The 17991-nt window shown below is 44.9% G+C and carries 12 protein-coding genes; 4 read left to right on the forward strand and 8 right to left on the reverse strand.

Annotated elements, in window-relative coordinates; translation table 11 throughout:
• Positions 1-2: 2 nt before the first annotated feature.
• From AC0VYG_RS23330 to AC0VYG_RS23340, 3 genes are all read right to left on the reverse strand, one after another.
• Positions 3-2132 carry a LodA/GoxA family CTQ-dependent oxidase gene (locus AC0VYG_RS23330; protein WP_475430215.1) on the reverse strand — a complete coding sequence of 710 codons (2130 nt, stop codon included), beginning with the start codon at positions 2130-2132 and terminating at the stop codon, positions 3-5.
• On the reverse strand, positions 2125-3975 hold the full coding sequence (locus tag AC0VYG_RS23335; RefSeq protein WP_475430216.1) for a GMC family oxidoreductase: 1851 nt from the start codon (positions 3973-3975) through the stop codon (positions 2125-2127). The genes AC0VYG_RS23330 and AC0VYG_RS23335 overlap by 8 nt, the downstream gene beginning before the upstream one ends.
• A 422-nt stretch (positions 3976-4397) precedes the next feature.
• Complete coding sequence (locus tag AC0VYG_RS23340) at positions 4398-4562, reverse strand: hypothetical protein (protein ID WP_475430217.1); 165 nt, start codon at positions 4560-4562, stop codon at positions 4398-4400.
• Here AC0VYG_RS23340 and AC0VYG_RS23345 point away from each other — a divergent pair.
• Positions 4549-4908, forward strand: a complete 360-nt coding sequence (locus tag AC0VYG_RS23345; protein WP_475430218.1) for a kynureninase/PvdN C-terminal domain-containing protein — start codon at positions 4549-4551, stop codon at positions 4906-4908. The genes AC0VYG_RS23340 and AC0VYG_RS23345 overlap by 14 nt on opposite strands.
• 550 nt (positions 4909-5458) lie before the next feature.
• Positions 5459-6583, forward strand: coding sequence for a methyl-accepting chemotaxis protein (locus AC0VYG_RS23350; protein ID WP_475430219.1), 1125 nt, complete (start codon positions 5459-5461; stop codon positions 6581-6583).
• A gap of 91 nt (positions 6584-6674) precedes the next feature.
• Here the strand turns inward: AC0VYG_RS23350 and AC0VYG_RS23355 are convergent, their stop codons facing one another.
• A complete protein-coding gene (locus tag AC0VYG_RS23355) occupies positions 6675-7538 on the reverse strand; it encodes an AraC family transcriptional regulator (RefSeq protein WP_475430220.1) in 864 nt (287 codons plus the stop codon).
• A gap of 37 nt (positions 7539-7575) precedes the next feature.
• Between AC0VYG_RS23355 and AC0VYG_RS23360 the strand changes: the two genes are divergently transcribed.
• Complete coding sequence (locus AC0VYG_RS23360) at positions 7576-8778, forward strand: MFS transporter (RefSeq protein WP_475430221.1); 1203 nt, start codon at positions 7576-7578, stop codon at positions 8776-8778.
• 20 nt (positions 8779-8798) lie between these two features.
• Here AC0VYG_RS23360 and AC0VYG_RS23365 read toward each other — a convergent pair whose 3' ends face one another.
• Complete coding sequence (locus AC0VYG_RS23365; protein ID WP_475430222.1) at positions 8799-9659, reverse strand: AraC family transcriptional regulator; 861 nt, start codon at positions 9657-9659, stop codon at positions 8799-8801.
• Positions 9660-9902: 243 nt separating this feature from the next.
• Here AC0VYG_RS23365 and AC0VYG_RS23370 point away from each other — a divergent pair, with 243 nt between their 5' ends.
• Positions 9903-11912: an LTA synthase family protein gene (locus tag AC0VYG_RS23370; RefSeq protein WP_475430223.1), complete on the forward strand. Its 2010-nt coding sequence runs from the start codon at positions 9903-9905 to the stop codon at positions 11910-11912.
• 127 nt (positions 11913-12039) lie between these two features.
• Here the strand turns inward: AC0VYG_RS23370 and AC0VYG_RS23375 are convergent, their stop codons facing one another.
• From AC0VYG_RS23375 to AC0VYG_RS23385, 3 genes are all read right to left on the reverse strand, one after another.
• A complete protein-coding gene (locus AC0VYG_RS23375; RefSeq protein WP_475430224.1) occupies positions 12040-13671 on the reverse strand; it encodes a methyl-accepting chemotaxis protein in 1632 nt (543 codons plus the stop codon).
• A 127-nt stretch (positions 13672-13798) separates the two neighbouring features.
• Positions 13799-15652 (reverse strand): sensor histidine kinase, encoded by a 1854-nt coding sequence (locus AC0VYG_RS23380; protein ID WP_475430225.1) that lies wholly within the window; start codon positions 15650-15652, stop codon positions 13799-13801.
• Between the two features lie 12 nt (positions 15653-15664).
• Entirely contained in the window at positions 15665-17878 is a 2214-nt protein-coding gene (locus tag AC0VYG_RS23385) for an EAL domain-containing protein (RefSeq protein ID WP_475430226.1), read from the reverse strand.
• Between the last annotated feature and the right edge of the window lie 113 nt (positions 17879-17991).

A 17991-nucleotide genomic window follows, 5' to 3' on the forward strand; every position in this document is an offset into this window, starting at 1 on the left:
ATTTAATAACTTATTCGCTGGTGAACTTTTCTTACTGTCGGAGCACTCTCAGAATCTTCTATTTTCCCCTCATAACTCTTACGTTCATTTTTCTCTTGCTCAATAGCTTCTTCTGAGCTTATCGCTCCCTCTGCCACTTTTACCTGAAGATAAGAAGGATCCCATATAGAGAAGTGCTCTGCACGTTGCTGCTCTACCCAAACGACACTAGGGATTTCCCCGCCAGCTTTCTCTTCGGGGAGCTGTTTTGGAGCAATGATACCTACTCCTGACCACTCCGCTATCATGTCATTTAAACGACTGATTTCACTGGAGTTATCAACATCTCGTAACCAAAACTGTCGATAATTGAAATGTTTGTTTTTTTGGAAGTCTCCAAAATCACCGTCCTTTAATCGATCAAAAGATTCTTTGCTCATGACCTCTCGAGGAGCTCGGGGAGCCCACAATGTAGGAAGAGGTAAAAAGGTGGAATCATCCCATGCACCTAAACAATCACCAGCATCGGCTTGCCAAGGCACTCCCATCCACCTTGTTAGAGTACCTGGTCCACTGTAATGAACAGGGCCATTTGGTTTCATTGCTTCCTCTGGAGATAAAACTGGACCATAGTCGTCTGCAACATAATGACTGTCATCTTCTTTATCCAAATCCACAACCTGTAACCTGAAAGGAGAAATCTCCCCAGCCTTAGGTGCTTTCCACATTTGGTCTACTCTTAAAGGCCAAGCAATCTCAATACCTGGTCTAAATGGACCTCCTAAACATTCTTGCAATGCAGCCTTGGTTAGCATAAAAGGCTGAATAACTGGATCAAAACCAAGCAGAGGGTCTTCTGTCGCAATTTCCGGCAAAGGAAATTGTGCCTTGGATAAATCCGTTTCTGGAGCGACAAAGTTACCTTTCACCCACTCTTTAAGATAATGGTACTGTGTTTTGGTTAACCAGAGGTTTTCGTTTGGCTGGGCAGTAAAGTCTCTGAGTGCATCACCATAATTAGGTGGAAGTTGTGTTGGCACAAATTCTATTGTTTCAGGGTCTCTAAACCAATCAAAGATTGTTTGTTTAAACCCTTGATGCTCGTCTTTTGTTGAAACCAGTTTTTGGTAAACTTTAGGGTCTGTAAAATTACAAGGTGATCCCTGGCCAAAAAGCATATACAAGCCTTCACTTACCCACTGAGAATCACTAAGGGATTTAAATATCGGCCAAATATGCTCCTCAAAAGAAGGTTGATCACTTAACGTCGTCCCTCCACTTTTCTTATTATAAACATCCTCAACAATGTCATACATGGTGGTCGTACCGTAAATCCCCTGACCATAATTCGGCGGCACTACAGCCACAAAAGCATCCTCCGCATGAAAAGAATACGTTTTTCCATCTACTGTCATACGAACCTCAGCACGTACCGGACCATCAGAAGTGTCATCATACCAACCATTATTATTGGCAAAATGATTCACAGGGTTATTAGGAATAGCACTTTTTGCTTCTCCAGAACCACCCAAAACAACTAACCTACCTTTGTTATCGGTTCTCAGTTCACCAAGTACAACCTCTTCATTCATGAAGTGTCCTGCCAAGGGGGTTGATGTCTGATTCTGACCTGAAATGGTATGCTTATGATGACGACCACTGTCTATTACTAATGTTTCTCTCTTGGGTTCTAAACCATAAGGAATTCCACCACCATAGGTGTTATTTCGCTGCGTCGTCGCAATCGCGAGTTTTCTCGTGTTTTTGTTTTCTTCAGAAATTTGATTGAGATCCAATGGATTAATGTACTGATACCATGCTCCTTTTCTATTAGCCAGACGCACATGCCACTCTATTTCTACTTTGATACTAGTATCATTTAAATCTGAATTTATCTCAGTGACGACTTTACCGTCTTTATCTAATCCATAAATCCTGAACCGAGCCGCTTGTTTTTTTATAGCACCTTCATTATCTTTATAGTGAATCTGATCTATTTCCCCATCTAACTGTAGCGGTACTCGAGGATCAGCAGGCTTTCCTGGTACTTCTGGAGCATAAAACCATTCTTTAGAGTTTCCTACGCGAGAGATTCCCAAAGCGGGGTAGATAACATACTTTTTAATTTGATCTAACGTTTCTTTCTTACTCATGATGCCCCACCCCTTGACTGTTTTTTATTTGATCTTCAATAATAACTTGCGATGCTTTTTCACTGATCATGTAAATAGGCGCGACGATAAATGTGCCAGGAATTTTAGGAAAGACCGACGCATCTACCACTCTTAATCGTGTCGTTCCTCTCACTTGAAAACGGCTATCCAATACCGCCATGGGATCCCCATCGGCACCGATAGGGCAGGTACAAGAAGCATGGTGCCCCCATGATTGTGATTTGATATATTCCTTGATATCTTCGTCTGATTGAACTTTTTCCCCAGGGAGCACCTCTTTCACTTTAAAGGGAACATCTTCCATGAGCGTTCTGGCAAACTTAAAGCCTTCTGTTATGTCATTCAAATCTTCTCCATCATCATCTGTACCCTCATTAAAATAATGAAAGTTGATATAGGGAGACTCTCTTGGGTCTTTTGACTTGAGTTCCACAATCCCTTTTCGATTATTGGTATGTGCTTTTAATACTGTCCAAGTAAACTGGTTTAAAATCGGACGAAAAGTCCAAAACCAATTAGGAAAAAAACCTTGAAAACGAGTACTCTTCGCAAAAATGATCAGATCTGGGTTTATTTTTTCAGGAAAGGATTTTTTTAAATACATTAGGGGAGACCCCATACTATTGTAAGGGCCTTTTCTATCCTTTAGCCACGAACTTAAAAACGAATCACTCTCAGGATCATCACTATAAGAAGCCATTTCATTTACTTTAAACGGTTCTTCCATTTCTGTAATGAGAGGTATCTCATATCTATCCTGCAGATTGGTTCCGACTCCAGGCAAATCAACTCTGACAGGGATATTAAATTTATCCAACTGCTTTTTATCACCAATTCCTGATAACATTAACAGTTGTGGGGTATTGAAAGTACCACAAGATAAAATAACTTCTTCCTTCACATATGCTTTTTTTGTCTCTGGTTCAGTAAGCTGACACTCTTCCCTAAATCTAGGCGTTGCCTCATAGAGGTATGATCCCTTTGCATACTCAATCCCAATCGCTTTTGTCGAATCTTTATTATCGAAAAGCACCTGCGTAGCTAAAGCATGGGATTCTATTATAAGCCTTTCTGGAAATTGCTCTTGGACTTGTAAAATAAATTCTCTTGAGCCATTCCTAGCCATATTAGAAGTAGACTGAGGAACCGTGAAATAACCAGTACTCCCCTCTTTGCTAACATTAATGGCATTAGGATCTTGATGTTCATTGATTTCACCTAATCCTTCTGTCTTTTTACCCTGTAATTTACAGCTTTCCAGTATTCCTGTTAATTGCCAATCTTTAGGAGCTGCAGACATATCTGCTTTCTCTACACTTAGCCAACCATTGGTGCCATGGCCTGTTTTTTTCGCTGTAATAGAATCGAGATACTGACAGTTTTCCAATTTTTCAAAATACCGTCTCATATTCGTAGGATTCCAAGATTCATCTCCCGTCAATTCTTCAATATATTCCCAATCTGAATCAGCTGGATACGTGGTAATCATTGCATTATGTGCAGTACAACCACCTAATGTACTCGACCTTGGATACAATACACCATCTTGCGAAGGGACATACTTAGGATCTTTTTTCTGTTGATGTTGATCCTTATAATGACGGACAAAAAAGTCCCATCTGTAATTTTCATTTTCTGCCGCCAACCCTAAAAATGAAGGGACAGAATAGCTTACACTCGCTTCCTTACCGCCAGCCTCTAGCAGCAAAACTTTAAATCCAGACAAAACTAAATTGGCAGCTAGAGGGCCACCGCCAGCTCCAGATCCAACTATGATATAGTCATATTTTTCTTGCGTATCTATAACAGCGTTCTTTTTCATAGATCACCTAATTGGTCGCATAAATTCATCTTAGCAATATCTCTATCTGACGTTTTTATTTATATAACAAACATATTGTCATTAGCGATTACACCTTATTACACAAACATCTATAGATAATGGATAAAGCCATCTTCGAGCCCTTTCTCTAAGGTTGGGACGAGCTGCTTCAAGTGTGGCTTAGGAGAAGTAAGGCACTGACAGAGATCATCGAAAAACGAGAAGCCGTCAAAAAAGTCGGTCTCAATCCATGCATAGGCTCTTATTGAGCGGTGGGTCACATCTGACAAATAAAACGCTCTTACGGCAAGATTTGCTGATGTGTATTGAGTGGCTCACTAACTAGGCATTGCCCCCCACCTATTAAAGCCATTGTCAATATTGGTGTTCTATAGAAAGCCAATTTAGCATCGCAATTTGCCCTATTTGGTAAACATAACATTGAACAAGTCCGGCCCCATTTGGCTAATGGCTTTCGCAAGCAATGTTGTTGGGGAGCCTGACGGTTCGTCGTTGCGAATTATCACATTCCAATCGATATTCAGCCCTTCTTGAGTGGCTTTAGCGGTCGTTATGGGCTCTGCCAATATGTCGGCGCTTCGCGCCAAGTCATTAAAAATAGGCGTGCTGTTTATTGATCTGGTTGAGCAACGACTAGGCCGCTTTGGCTTTGACATTGCGTCTTCAAAAGATGAATCCATTCGTGGCAGTCAGGTGTCTTTAGTGCACGATCAAGGCTTTGCCATCATGCAAGCCTTGATCACTCGCAATGTGATTGGTGACTTCCGAGCACCAAGTATCCTTAGATTTGGATTCACGCCTTTGTATCTTCGCTACGTCGATATTTGGGATTGCATTGAAGCATTGGAAGAGATCATGGAGCAAAAAGAATGGGATCGACCTGAGTTTAAAAAGCTGACGGCGGTGACCTGATTTATTCATCCAAACAGTGTTTTCAAAATCTGGCAGCCCCAAACGGGGCTTCCAGAACCCGTCATAACGCAAATGTATTGACGCCCTTCCCACCGAAATGTTCACGAATATTTGCAATTAGAATAGTGGTTAAGGCAAGTGATCGGATCTGCCCGCTCTTCTTTCTCATATCACGGCCATTGCAAATAACACCGTCAAGGTGAATAATCACTTATATACCAAGTGTTTGCAGACTCGTTACCTAGCCTAAGCGCTTCCTTCGTTGTTCAACGTGCGCAAAACAGGTCAAACGACTCTTCCAAAACACGCCACATTCCAGTATAAATTGATAATATTAAAAAAATATTACACTTATATAGCACAATAAATGAAAATCTTTCTCAAATAATAAAAATAATGCTTAAAAATAAATGCTCACCTTTACCAATAAAAATCTGTTAAGCGCTTTCCCTTTATAACCGTCATATAGTTGAGGGGTCAGAAGAGACCACCTCGTTGTGTGCATAATGGGACTTTTCGGCTTTAACACTATTCGCTTGAGGATACCGCCATGTTTTGGAACACATCCCGCAAGAAACATCAGGACATGAACAATGAGCTTGAGTTATTAAAAGAGCGCAATGAAGCGTTAAACCAAGCATTACGAGAAAAAGATCAACAGATAGCAGAGTTGTCAGCACAAGTCTCGCCATCCAATGCATCTATTTCAAAAGACATTTTAGCGGGGCAAGTAACGTCCTCGGCAGATCAATTAACCATGCTAGGGCAACGGGTTCAGCTGATTTCAGAGGAACTTTTTGAACCCATGAGTGAGTGCGCAGGCACCAGCGATGAGCTTGAGCACAGCTGTACTCAGTTAGCAGGATTGAATGCTTCCATTGTTGAGATCTCCAGTAAAGCGACCAATAGCCTAGAATCCGTCAAAGAGCTGAAATCCCTGGCCGTCGAAATCAATAACTTTGCCAGCATCATCAATAAAATATCCGAGCAAACGAATTTATTAGCGCTCAATGCGGCCATTGAAGCGGCTCGCGCCGGCGAATCCGGACGAGGCTTTGCCGTCGTGGCTGACGAGGTCAGAGAATTGGCCAAACGCTCTAGAGAATCCAGCGAAGAAATTAGCGAACTGGTACAACGCATTCAAGTCAGCACCGAAGAAGTAGAAGAAAGCATCGACGACTTAAGCAAACGGACCGAATCCCTTCACAACACCTCTTCTACCGTGACACGCTCTTTTGAGCAGTCTACCGAGCAAACCAGCAACATCATTCATTCTGCCTACAAAGCCATGGCCTATGGCCACCTCTCCTCTTGCATATTAGAAATGGTAAAACTGCAACACCGATGGTCGGCAATGTACCTCAATAATGAAACGCCCTCCCCTGATGAATTCGATCCCCGTCAGAGCCAGTTCGGCCAGTGGTATTTTGACGGTGAAGATAATGAGTACGACTTCCGAAACAACAACCACTTTAAACAAACGGGACACGACCTAACGGCGCTCTTTCAGCAGGGCCAATCCCTGTTTGAAGACGCCTTTCAGCAGCAAGCAAGCGATACACATCACCAAGTCTACTTAGATAAAATCCATACCATGGATTCAACTATTGGCAACATTCTCAAAGACTTAGACGCAGTGAACCAATACTTGCTGCAGAAAGTTGAAAGGCATTAACCTTTAAAAAGGTGTCGCAACAGCGAGCAAGCCCAATCGTTTCAAGACAGACTTTTCCCCTTAAATGAGGGAGTGACGCCCTGACACAACGTCACTCCCTCCCCCATCGCTCGATCCGATATTGTCTTGGTGATTTGCCCAGTGCTTTTTTAAAGAAGGTAATGAAGGCGCTGACGGAGTCGTAGCCAAGTTCTTCGGAAAGGGTTTGGATGGGCATGTTGGTAGCGAGTTTTTGTAAGGCGAGGACAATATGGAGTTGGCTGCGCCATTGGCCGAAGGTGAGTTGTACGTGGCGTTTGATCATACGCGCTAAGGTGCGTTCGCTCATGGCAAAGTCACTGGCCCATTCACCTAGGGTGCGTTTTTCGCTGGGTCTGGCAATAAGCTCTAGGGCGAGTCGGTTAAGGATCGGTTCGTCGGGGATGGGAAAATCAAATTCTTCTCGCTCTAGTTGGATCAATTGATCGAGTAAGACGTCAATCAGTCGGTCGGTGGCGGGATCCGTTTTGTCATCATCTTGTTGTCTATGTAGGTGCAATATCAGTTCACGAACCAGGGGCGTCACCGTCAGGGTACAGGCGGCCTCAGGTAAGGCTAAATCGGTGCAGTCGACAAAGAGCATACAGACGTCAGCATGGGGGGAAATCTGATTACGATGCATCACATTGCTGGGAATCCAGACCGCGCAGCGGGGCGGTACGAGCCACATTTTGTCTTCTATAAAGCTGGTGACAACCCCCGTTAAAGGGAGGACTAGCTGCGCTTTTTGGTGCTGGTGCCAAGGGGTTTCTTCGCGGTGGGGCACAGATTGGGAGCGCAATACCAAAACACGATGAGGATAGTGATCGGCAAAGCTCAAATCGGTGAAGGATTCAAAAACGGTTTTGTCTGTATTTCGCAATTTATTGTCCAAACGTCTCAATTCTGCAAGCAGAGTAACCCATATAATAGCCAATCAACAATCTTTCCCCTCTCTACTTTTGACTAGACACATGAAACGATTACAACGCCTAGCCCAGCACGATGCGGCCTTTTTACTGTTATTTATTTTTTTGGTGGCATTAAACCTGCGCGGACCGGTGACGGGGTTACCCCCCTTGTTAGACAAAATCAGTGCCGATCTGCATTTAAGTAGTTCCCAGTCTGGTTTGCTCACCAGCTTGCCATTGTTAGCGTTTGGCTTTTTTGCCCCAGTGGCGTCTTGGTTGACCCGTCATTTCCGGATTGAGCGTATTTTGGCGTCAGGCGTGGGTTTGATCGCCATTGGCATGATCATTCGTACCTTTGGCTCGATCAGTACCTTGTATATCGGAGCCATATTTATTGGTGCGGGGATTGCCATCGGCAATGTGCTGTTACCGAGTTTGCTAAAACGTGAGTTTCCTCATTATGTGGTTCAACTGACGGCGATCTACGTATTGATGATGAGTATCGGTGGCTTTTTGATGTCGAGCCTTGCCGTGCCATTAAGTTTGTATGCGGAACAGCCTACTTTCGATTTGCCTATGAGTGGCTGGTCGTTTGCTCTAGGCTGTCAAAGCCTGTTGATTCTGTTGCCTTTGGTGGTGTGGTTTAGTTGCAAAATCACCCAACACCAAGCCCCCCAAGCTAATCCGGTGGATATTTCAACGTCCGTTTGGCGCTCTATTACGGCTTGGCAAGTGGCCAGCTTTTTAGCGGTCAACTCGTTGTTGAATTACGTTGTCGTGGCGTGGGCGCCGACTATTTTAATGAGTCATGGTTATAGCGATGCAACCGCCGGACTCTATCAAGGCTATTTGCAGTTGGCCGGGGCCATGCCTTCGTTGATTTTGGCGCCATTTATCCATCGTTTAGGAAGCCATAGACGATTATGCTTATTGGCCACGGGGCTAACGACTTTAAGTCTGGCCGGCCTGTTATTCGCGCCCAACTGGTCTGGCCTGTGGTCGGTGTCTTTTGGGTTTGGTATCAGTATGGGCTTTATTCTAGGCTTGTCGTTTGTCAGTTTAAGAACCCACAGTCCCAAACAAGCCGCGGCGCTGTCTGGTATGGCTCAGTTAATTGGCTATACACTGGCGGCAATTGGCCCGGTGTTGATGGGTGCCCTTTACGACTGGCAGCAAGCTTGGAGCGCGCCTCTCTACGTCATGCTGATGATTGGCTTGATTTGGATGGGATTAGGCTGGATGGCAAGCCCCAAGCACAATGGCTAAATTAGCAGTATTCGCAACGTTTATATTAGTGGTAGGTAAATATCAGTGATCAGTTCGTGTTCGGCAACGTCCGCTAAGGAGTTCAAGAAGGCGAAAAAACAAGGGGCATTGCGAAGCTCTTCACCACTGTTTGGCAACCACGCCCCATAAAGGGTTCGAACACTGTCATCAAGGTTGTCCCGAGAGCCTAAGTGGCGCAATACAGCGCAGCGCCCACCCGCAATAACTTTTCTAACGATGCCTTCGTCGTTCTCAATAATCGGTTGCGTTACTTTAACGGCAAGATCATAACGAAAATCTTCCGGGGCCACTTCTTTTGGGTCGTTGTACACTAGACCGAACGAACGACCTTTTAGTAACGGGTTGATACCAATGCGTTTTAAACTGGCTTGAAAGGCAGAAGACGAGGCCACTATCTGGCCGAACGGCCCACGGTGCTCGTATACCGCTACGAGAGTTTCGGTAAATTCGACGATATTCACCTGCGTGGATTGCTCCATCTGGTTGTCAGTCACTGGACATTCTTGTCGCCAGTTGAGCCAATTCGGCTCTTGGCGAAACGCTCTCGGTGACTGGCCAAAGGTTTTTTTGAAGGCTCTGGAAAAGGATTCGGGGTGATCAAATTGCGCATCCATGGCAATATCCACAATGCGCTTTTCAGGGCGAAATACCAACTCATAGGAGGCCCGCTTCAAACGCAATTGCTGGATGAATTTAAATACATTGATGCCCATGTATTCAGAGAATTGTCGATGAAAGTGATGTTTGGAGAAATGCGCGACCTCACTTAATATCTCCACCGTTAGCACCTCATCAAGATGCTGATATATATACTGACACACCGCTTGCATACGTTTCTCATAACGCGTCTTCGCATCCACTCCCTCACTCCTTCGATTGATCATCACCTACTATGATAAGTCACTGTTATGCCGAAAAAAAATATGTCGTATTTTGATCCGACATACCCGATCAAAATAGTACCGCTCATTTTTCGTGGTTTTCACCCTAAATATGCAAGAAGCAAGATTTTCGCCACGATTGGCGACTTTTTATCTCAGCACGGTCCATTTATTGAGTGCTATAATCGGCGCTTATTTGCGTATTGTAGGATAGTCACAACGATGTATCAGAGTCGAATGCGACCATTATTGGTCACAATAGCAATCCAAGTCTTTCTTATCACTTTGGTATTGATGACAGGACGTTATTTTATGCTTCACTATTTTGCCGTTCCTGCGGAGTTGGCAAAGCACAGTGAAGACGTCACCCGGATGTGGTCCATTGGGGTGCGCTACGATTTGCGCATTGGCGGCATGTTTATGGCACCCTTTTTGTTGGTCGGTTTTTTATTCTGTGCGAATCGATTCACATGGCGCGTGCTGAAGGCCATCAGCCCCTATTTGATGGGGCTCATTATGTTTCTTGTGGTGATGGTCACCATCAGTAACTTTTACTATTACCAGACCTACCATAACCATTTTGATATTTTCGCTTTTGGTCTCGTCAATGATGACACACAAAACGTCTTACTGACTATTTGGCAGGACTACCCTGTTATTCGCGCTGTGCTGTGCGGTTTGCTATTGGCTTTTATCTCCTTCCGTCTTGCCAAACACACCCTACGGGATAAAGTACGACAGCATTGGCACACGGTTTTTTTCATTATTTATCTGCTCATTGCTACCATCGTGCTTGCCATTGCGGCCCGAGGCAGTGTTGGCACCTTCCCTTTACGCCGTGGTAATGCTCAGGTATCCCAGTTACTGATTCTGAATAAATTGTCGCCAAATGGTTTTATGGCACTGGATTGGGCCATTAATGATAAAAAGGCCGACGAATCTTTCGCGCCTGTCAGTCATGAACGCGGAAAAGCCCTAGAGGCACAACTAGGCATTAGTGGGCTGGATGCACGGACTCCTGTTAACCCTTGGTTAGCGCAACATAAGCCCAATGTGGTGATGACGGTGATGGAAAGCTTCGGTAGTAACATGCTGGACTTTGATAAGCCAGGAGTGAACGATTTGCTCGGCCATCTTCGTCCACACTTTAAAGAAGATTTTGTTTTTAAACGCTTTTTATCCGAAGACAATGGCACGGCACCGTCTTTGGCTGCCATGTTGTTCCACAGCCCATTTGAAAATATCAGCCACAGTTCAGAACAAAAAGTGAAGCTAAACGGCGTACCATTCGATGTGTACAAAAAAGCCGGCTATAAAACCATTTTTATTTCCCCTGGCAACATGGCGTGGCGCAATTTAGTGAATTATCTACCAAGACAAGGCGTCGATGAGGTGTATGATCAAAACACACTTATGGAAATGTACCCTCAATCTGCCTCAGAATTGGGAGCTTGGGGCGTACCGGATGATTACGCTTTCCGTTTGGCAGAAAAATTACTCAGCGAAAGCAAAAAGCCGCTGTTTATTACCATTTTGACCATTACCAACCATCCCCCTTATGAGACACCGAAACGCTATCACCCAGCGCCCTATGCCCTCACTCCTGAAGTGTTAAAACACTCGGCGGATACTAAAGCATCGCAAAAAAACATACTGGAAACCTACCAATTTGCAGCGGATGCCTTTGGTCAGTTTGTCAGCTCAGTAGAAGCGTCGCCAGCGGGTGACCATACCATTATCGCCAGCACGGGAGATCACCAGATGCGGCGACTAAATGCCTTCTACCCACAAGAGCAAGTGCTTGACCGTGCGGTGCCATTCTATCTGCATGTCCCCAAGCAGATTCTTGCCCATACAAAGTGGACGTACGATCCGAATCGGGTGGGGTCTCATAAAGACATTTTCCCAACACTGTACAATCTCAGTTTATCGAATACCCCCTATCAAGCCATTGCAGGTCGTAACATGCTGGCGCCAGTGGACGACCCAAGCCGTGCGTTTGGTTACAACGTCACCTTATGGATCGATAAAAATGGTGCCTACCCGATGAGCGGTAACCCTGCTTTTTATCCGTGGGCTACGGCCACCGGGCTACGAACGAAAACCAAGAGTACGGTGCCTAGCGAGCAACAGCAGGAGCGCCAAAAGGCCTTGCCTGAATTATTACGCTGGCAATTAAACTCGCAGGTTCGGGGGTTTACGGATAAGAGCAGCAGCCCAACTAAGCACTAGAGAATGCCCCTAAAAGGCATTTCCCCCCCCAACGACATATAAGTCGCTGGGGGTTTTACGTGACAAGATCATTAAATTAACCGCTGGGGGTCCTATATTCCCAAGCTCTGTCTTTTTCTAAGTCCCGTTATCTTAGGCGAAAGCGCGAAGACACTCGGCTTAAGCTCACACTGGCTTCTTTTAGCTCTTCACTGAGTCGCTCGGTGTCGTGGACGCTGCGGTGAATGTCCTGAGACACTTGGTGGATTTCATTGATGCTGTGCGTCAATTCTTTGGCCACAACCAATTGCTGCTCGGTAGCAGCCGCAATCATCTGGCCCATACCGTCAATGGTTGTCGAAGAGGCCATCACATGCCCAATGCCCTCTTGACTACTGTGGGCCTTTTCTAACCCTGAACGCATTTGAGTTTGACTGACTTCCATTGCGCTAACGGCTTGCTCCGCATGGTTTTCAATCACCTCAATGGTCTTGTTGATCTCATCAATAGAATCTTGCGTTTTTTGCGCTAAAGAACGAATTTCATTCGCAACGACGGCGAAACCTCGTCCAGCATCACCGGCTCTAGCAGCTTCAATGGCGGCATTTAGTGCCAGCAAGTTGGTTTGATCCGTGATGTTACGAATGACTTGAGAAATCATTTCGATCCCTGCACTGTCTTCTTTCAGCGCTTGGGTGACTACAGACGCTTGCGAAATGGCATTAGACAAGGACTCGGTTTGGTTCAGAGACGCTTGAATAACCTCTCGGCTATTGGTCGCATGGTCTTTCACATCGGCGGCACTTTGCGCGGCGGTCACCGTATGCTGGGCAACATCGGCAAAGCTGCTCTGTAATTGAGACATGGCCGATGCCACAGCACTGATTTCGCTTTTTTGCTGATCCAAACGTATCGTGGTGCTGCCCATCCGCTCTAGCATGGTTTGACTGACGTGCTCAACGGTCTGCGTATTCTGTTGCACACCTTCAGCAAGTCGATAAATGCCTTGTTGCATTTGATCAAATGAATGGGCGGCTCGACCTAACTCATCGTCAGCAAATTGTGTTAAGTCCAGACGAGTGCGCAAGTCACCGTTTTCAACCGTATTCATTTGCTCAATCAGCACACCCAAAGGTTTGTTCACTTTGCGAGTCAGTAAAACGCCAAACACCATCAAAAACAATAACACAATCCCCCCAACCATCGCTTCAGTAAAGATGGCCCGCCCCATGGCTCGGGACTCATCTTCCTTCATCTTAAGGCCTTGTGTGAGTAGCTGTTCTTGCAAATCACTAAGAGAGTCCACAATGGTGTTAAACGGGTCGAGCATAGGCCCTAGCATTTCCACCCGAGCTTTATCGATTTTCCCTTGGTCAATTAAAGAAAGGTAGTTGTTTTGCATCCCCCGGTACGCATTAATGCGGGACTTCACCGTTTCCATAAAAGCTTTCATGTCAGGAGTATCCGCTACCGCGCTGAAACGATCCAGTGACGCATCAACCTTCTCATCATTTTCATCGATGGTTTTTTGAATGTCTTTATGCGCACTGGCACTGGTAGTTAGACCGTAATCCAAGGCAAAACGCCGGTAAGTGACGGTGTAAAAGCGCAAATCCGAGAGAACGGATTGCACTTGTAAGTTATGTGTGACCAAAGTGTTAAATTGATCGCGAACGGTACTGATCACGACAATAAGGTAAATGCCCAAGGCAAACACAATGGTAATGGCGACACCAAAGCCCCATTGCATGGCTCTGGCAATTGATATTTTTGATAACATAATCGCTTCCCCTCGCGATATTGATAGTGGGAACGATTATCAAGAAATATTATGGATTATGAAATAAAATTATAAAAATTGTATTCATAGTTTTTTTATATCATGCGTACAAATTGAAACAAACACCTCAGACCTTTGCCTCATTCAATGCAAAGGTGAGAGTAAAGCAGGTTCCCTTGCCCAATTCTGAGGTGACATCAATACGCCCTTTCAATAAGCTATAAACCCATTGATGCACCAAATACAACCCCAGTCCAGTGTGCATACGGGAACGGCCAGTGGTCGCAAAAGGATTAAAAAGCGTATCCTTCATCTCTAGGGCGATGCCTTTGCCGTCATCTTGCACGCTCAAAGTAAGGTGCGTTGAATGACAACGCGCCTTGAGAAGAATCGTCCCCGTCATGTCTTCATCAAACCCATGACTTAATGCATTATCCACTAAGTTTTGTATCACCTGCGTTACTATTCCTGGATGGCTTTGTAGACGAATGTCTTCAGGGCAGTCCACCTCGATTTTTATATTAGAGTATTGCTTTAAACTCGGACGATAGGTCGTCATAAAGTCGTTTAATACTTGATGCAGTTGGAAAGAAACACTCTCTTGTGCCGCTTGGTTGGATGTTAAGCGTTTGAAACTTGAGACAAGCTCAATGGCTCGCATCAGGTTCTTTTCCGCTATATGCAATGAATGAAGCATTGAACGGTAGTTTGAGCTTTCAAAGTCAGCTTCATCTCGCGTCAACAAGGCTTGTAAAGAAGACAATGCCATCTTGGCCCCCCCTAATGGTGTGTTCATTTCATGGGCTAACCCCGCCACCATCATGCCTAAAGAGGCAAGCCGACTGTTCTCGACCAGCTCATCTTGTAGTAGGACCAAACGCTGATTGGCGGTATTAAGCTCTTTGTTGGTGTTTTTTAAATGAACTTTTTCACTTTCCAAGGCCAAAAGCAGTGCTTTGCGTTTGTAATAGGCTTCTATTTGCCACCAAGTCAGACCAGCCAACACCACAAAGCATAAAAAACCAATCACAAAGGTGTAAGCGAGCAAAGTATGGCTCTTGACCATCAAATTTTGTGGCCAAGAACGGGCGATGAAATATAAGTAGCTGGACTCATCTTGCGTCACTGACGATGGGTCCTCGTCTGTCAGAACCTTCATGCCGCTCCAGACTTGCTCTGCATAGATAAAGCTGGCAAAAAAGCTATCTGTCGTTAAGGTATTCCATGCCTTGGGGTATTGGGATGGCATGTCTTTTGGCGATGATAACGAACTCAGCGTCTGAGCCCATTCAAGCGTTTTCTCTTGGCTAATCAGCCACTCACCCGTTGGGCTCACTACATCCAAAAAGACACGGTTATTAGCCAATGAACGCAAACTGTCAAATAAACTACGCAAGTGGTAATTCACCACCAACACCCCTTTATATTGCGATTGCAGCATAATCACAGCCCTAACGGTTGGCTCAATGGGCGTGACAATCTGGCCATTTTCAATATTGAGATCGATGGGTGAGATATAAACATGGTTTTCTGTCGCCGTCTTGGCTTGTTGAAAGTAGTATCGATCCGCTTTATTCTGAAGATACTCTTCTTTTACGACCGATAACCCTTCATTCGTCCGGTTCACTCGGATACGCTCTTGCCCATCCAGACTCAGCCAACGTACTTGAGAAATCAGGGGAGACATACTCGCAAACTGAGAAAAAGTATTGATCACAGACTGACGCCATAGCAGCGTATCATTTGGATCAATCGATGATAGGTTACCTTCTATACTGTTGCGTAGAAACAATGTGACATTTTTTAAATGCCCTAATTCACGATTGAACAGGCTACTGCCCCGGGACAAAATTTCCGTCTGGTCTAGGCGAATCTGGCTAATATATTGGCTCTTCAGTAATTCATAGTTACGCCATGCGATCACGATAATAACGAGCAGAATGAAGGCCCAACAGGTCAGCAAATAATACCTTTGTTTCATTTGCCATTTCATTTATTGTTGTGTCGCCGCATAATTTTTTGCCCAACTCACCACTTGTGAGACAGGCATAGGCGCACAAAATAAATACCCTTGCCCTTCATGGCAGCCTAATGCTTGCAACTTCTGATATTGCTCTTGGGTTTCAATCCCCTCGGCGATGACATTAAGCTCTAGAGAGCTGCCTAGTTCGATGATCATTTTAAGTATTTTGTAATCTTTCTCGGAGTAGCCCATATTCCAAACAAAGCTGTGATCCACTTTCAATGTGGAGACGGGTAAGGAGGACAGGTACGCCAAAGAGGAATAGCCAGTGCCAAAGTCATCCACATTAATGCGAATACCACAGCTTTTCAGGGACTCCAAACGTGGAAATAACGATACTTTTTCTTGAATGAGCTGGGTCTCGGTAATCTCTAATTCAATTAAGTTTGGCGGCACTTTTTCTTGCTTTAACAGCGCAATCAGCTGATCAAAGTAATCGCCTCTTAGCAATTCACTCCCAGCGACATTCACAGATATAGGCAAATGAATGGCATTTTTTTCTAAAAATAACACCGCTCGGCAAGACAACAACATCACCCAATGGTCCAGTTTGCCAATCAAACCACAGCTTTCAGCTAGGGGAATAAATTGATCAGGTGGGACAAAATGACCATCTTTATGTTTCCAACGAGCCAAAGCCTCAAACCCCACTAAACGACCATCACGCAAAGAGACTTTAGGTTGCAAAAAAACACTGATCTCGTTATCAAGAATGGCTTGTCGCAAGTCGTTTAACAGGCCATAACGCCTGACCATGAATGACGCCAGCTTTTCATTGAAAGCCAAAAAATGACGACCATTTTGGCGAGCGTGTTCTAAGGCACACTCTCCCGCGCTAATCAGTTGCTCTGGGGTAAAATGGGGAAAATCGGATAGTTTCACCAACCCTGCGATCATATCCACGGTATGAAGGCTGCTTTTAAAGTTAAAACACGCATGCACTATCGGGGCTAGAGAGGTTTCATCAAAGGTAGGGTGACGCCGAATCAGAATGGCCAAGGTATCGCGTTCAATAAGCGCAATCTCAGCCCCACCCGCAAAATGCTCACACAAGTGTAGATACAACATATGCATAAGCTGATTTCCAAACGCCAATCCAAATACGGTTTGCTTATGGGCAAAGTCTTCCACTTGCAACATCACAAGCTGCGCACTCTGTCTATCGAATTCAGACATATTACGCAACTCTCGCGTCAACCAGTTTTTATTATACATACCGGAGGAGACATCGAAGTAAGCGAGCTCACACAATTTTCCATGCAACGCCACATTACGAAAACCAACACTGATGTTTTCACTCATGACTTTCAATAACCTAGTTTCATTGACCGCAAGTCGACGAGATAAGGTTACGATGACAATGTATTCGTCGTCTTCCAGCTCCTCGTTGGCAAAATACAACACACATTTATCCTCAAGAAACACATGGGAATGGGTCTCAAATGCCTGCTGCATACCCTCCAATAATTCGACATTCTGAGAAAGACCGCTTAAGGGCTGGTGAAGAAACGATTCAAATTCACCACAGGCGGCAATCACTAGGGCCTGATGAAGATTGTCGCGATTCTTAGCGTTGGAAGCGCCCACGACACAGCCTTGATGGCAGGGAAATAACTGAGTGATTTCTTTGAGAACAGACTGAATGTAGGGAATCATGTCCTGTCGTTTGGCTAAGCGCTGCGTTGATTCCACTAAAAACTGCAACCCTTGGCGCGCTTCACGCATGGTATTAAGATGGTGCCAGGTGCGTAAATTACTTAATATAATGGTCTGTAGGTGATCGTGGGTAAGCTCAGATTTGCTCCAGCAGTCATCAATATCATACTCATTCATGATGTCTTTAACGGGTGCCATGCCTGGTTGGCCCGTTAACAATACAACTCTGACTAAATGATTCCCCAACTCCTGGCGAATGGTGTTCACCAAACACAAGCCTGCTGTGTCGGTTTCCATCACCACATCCAGAAGAATCACACTGATATCTGGGTGCATTGCTAACAATTTAGTCGCACTGGCGGCCGAGTTGGCCGTTAGTAACTGAATCCCCTTACCATTGAACTTCAATGAAGACATTGGAGTAAGCAACGCGGCTTGATAATCTAGGTCGTCCTCTACGGATAACACTTTATAATAAGGTATCGTTTCATTAAAAGTAGAGGTTAGCTCATCATGTAGGGCGCTCATTAAACAGTCCTTGTTCGAGACAAAAAAGTAGTGGCACTAGAAAAAGCATAGACGGCAAATGATGATTGTCCAGTGTCAAGTGTTCAAATTTTGTACAGCAAGAGCCCAACGAG

The organism is Marinomonas sp. 63XJN7_7_ISO-PGPR-S23-202 (genome assembly GCF_056173505.1).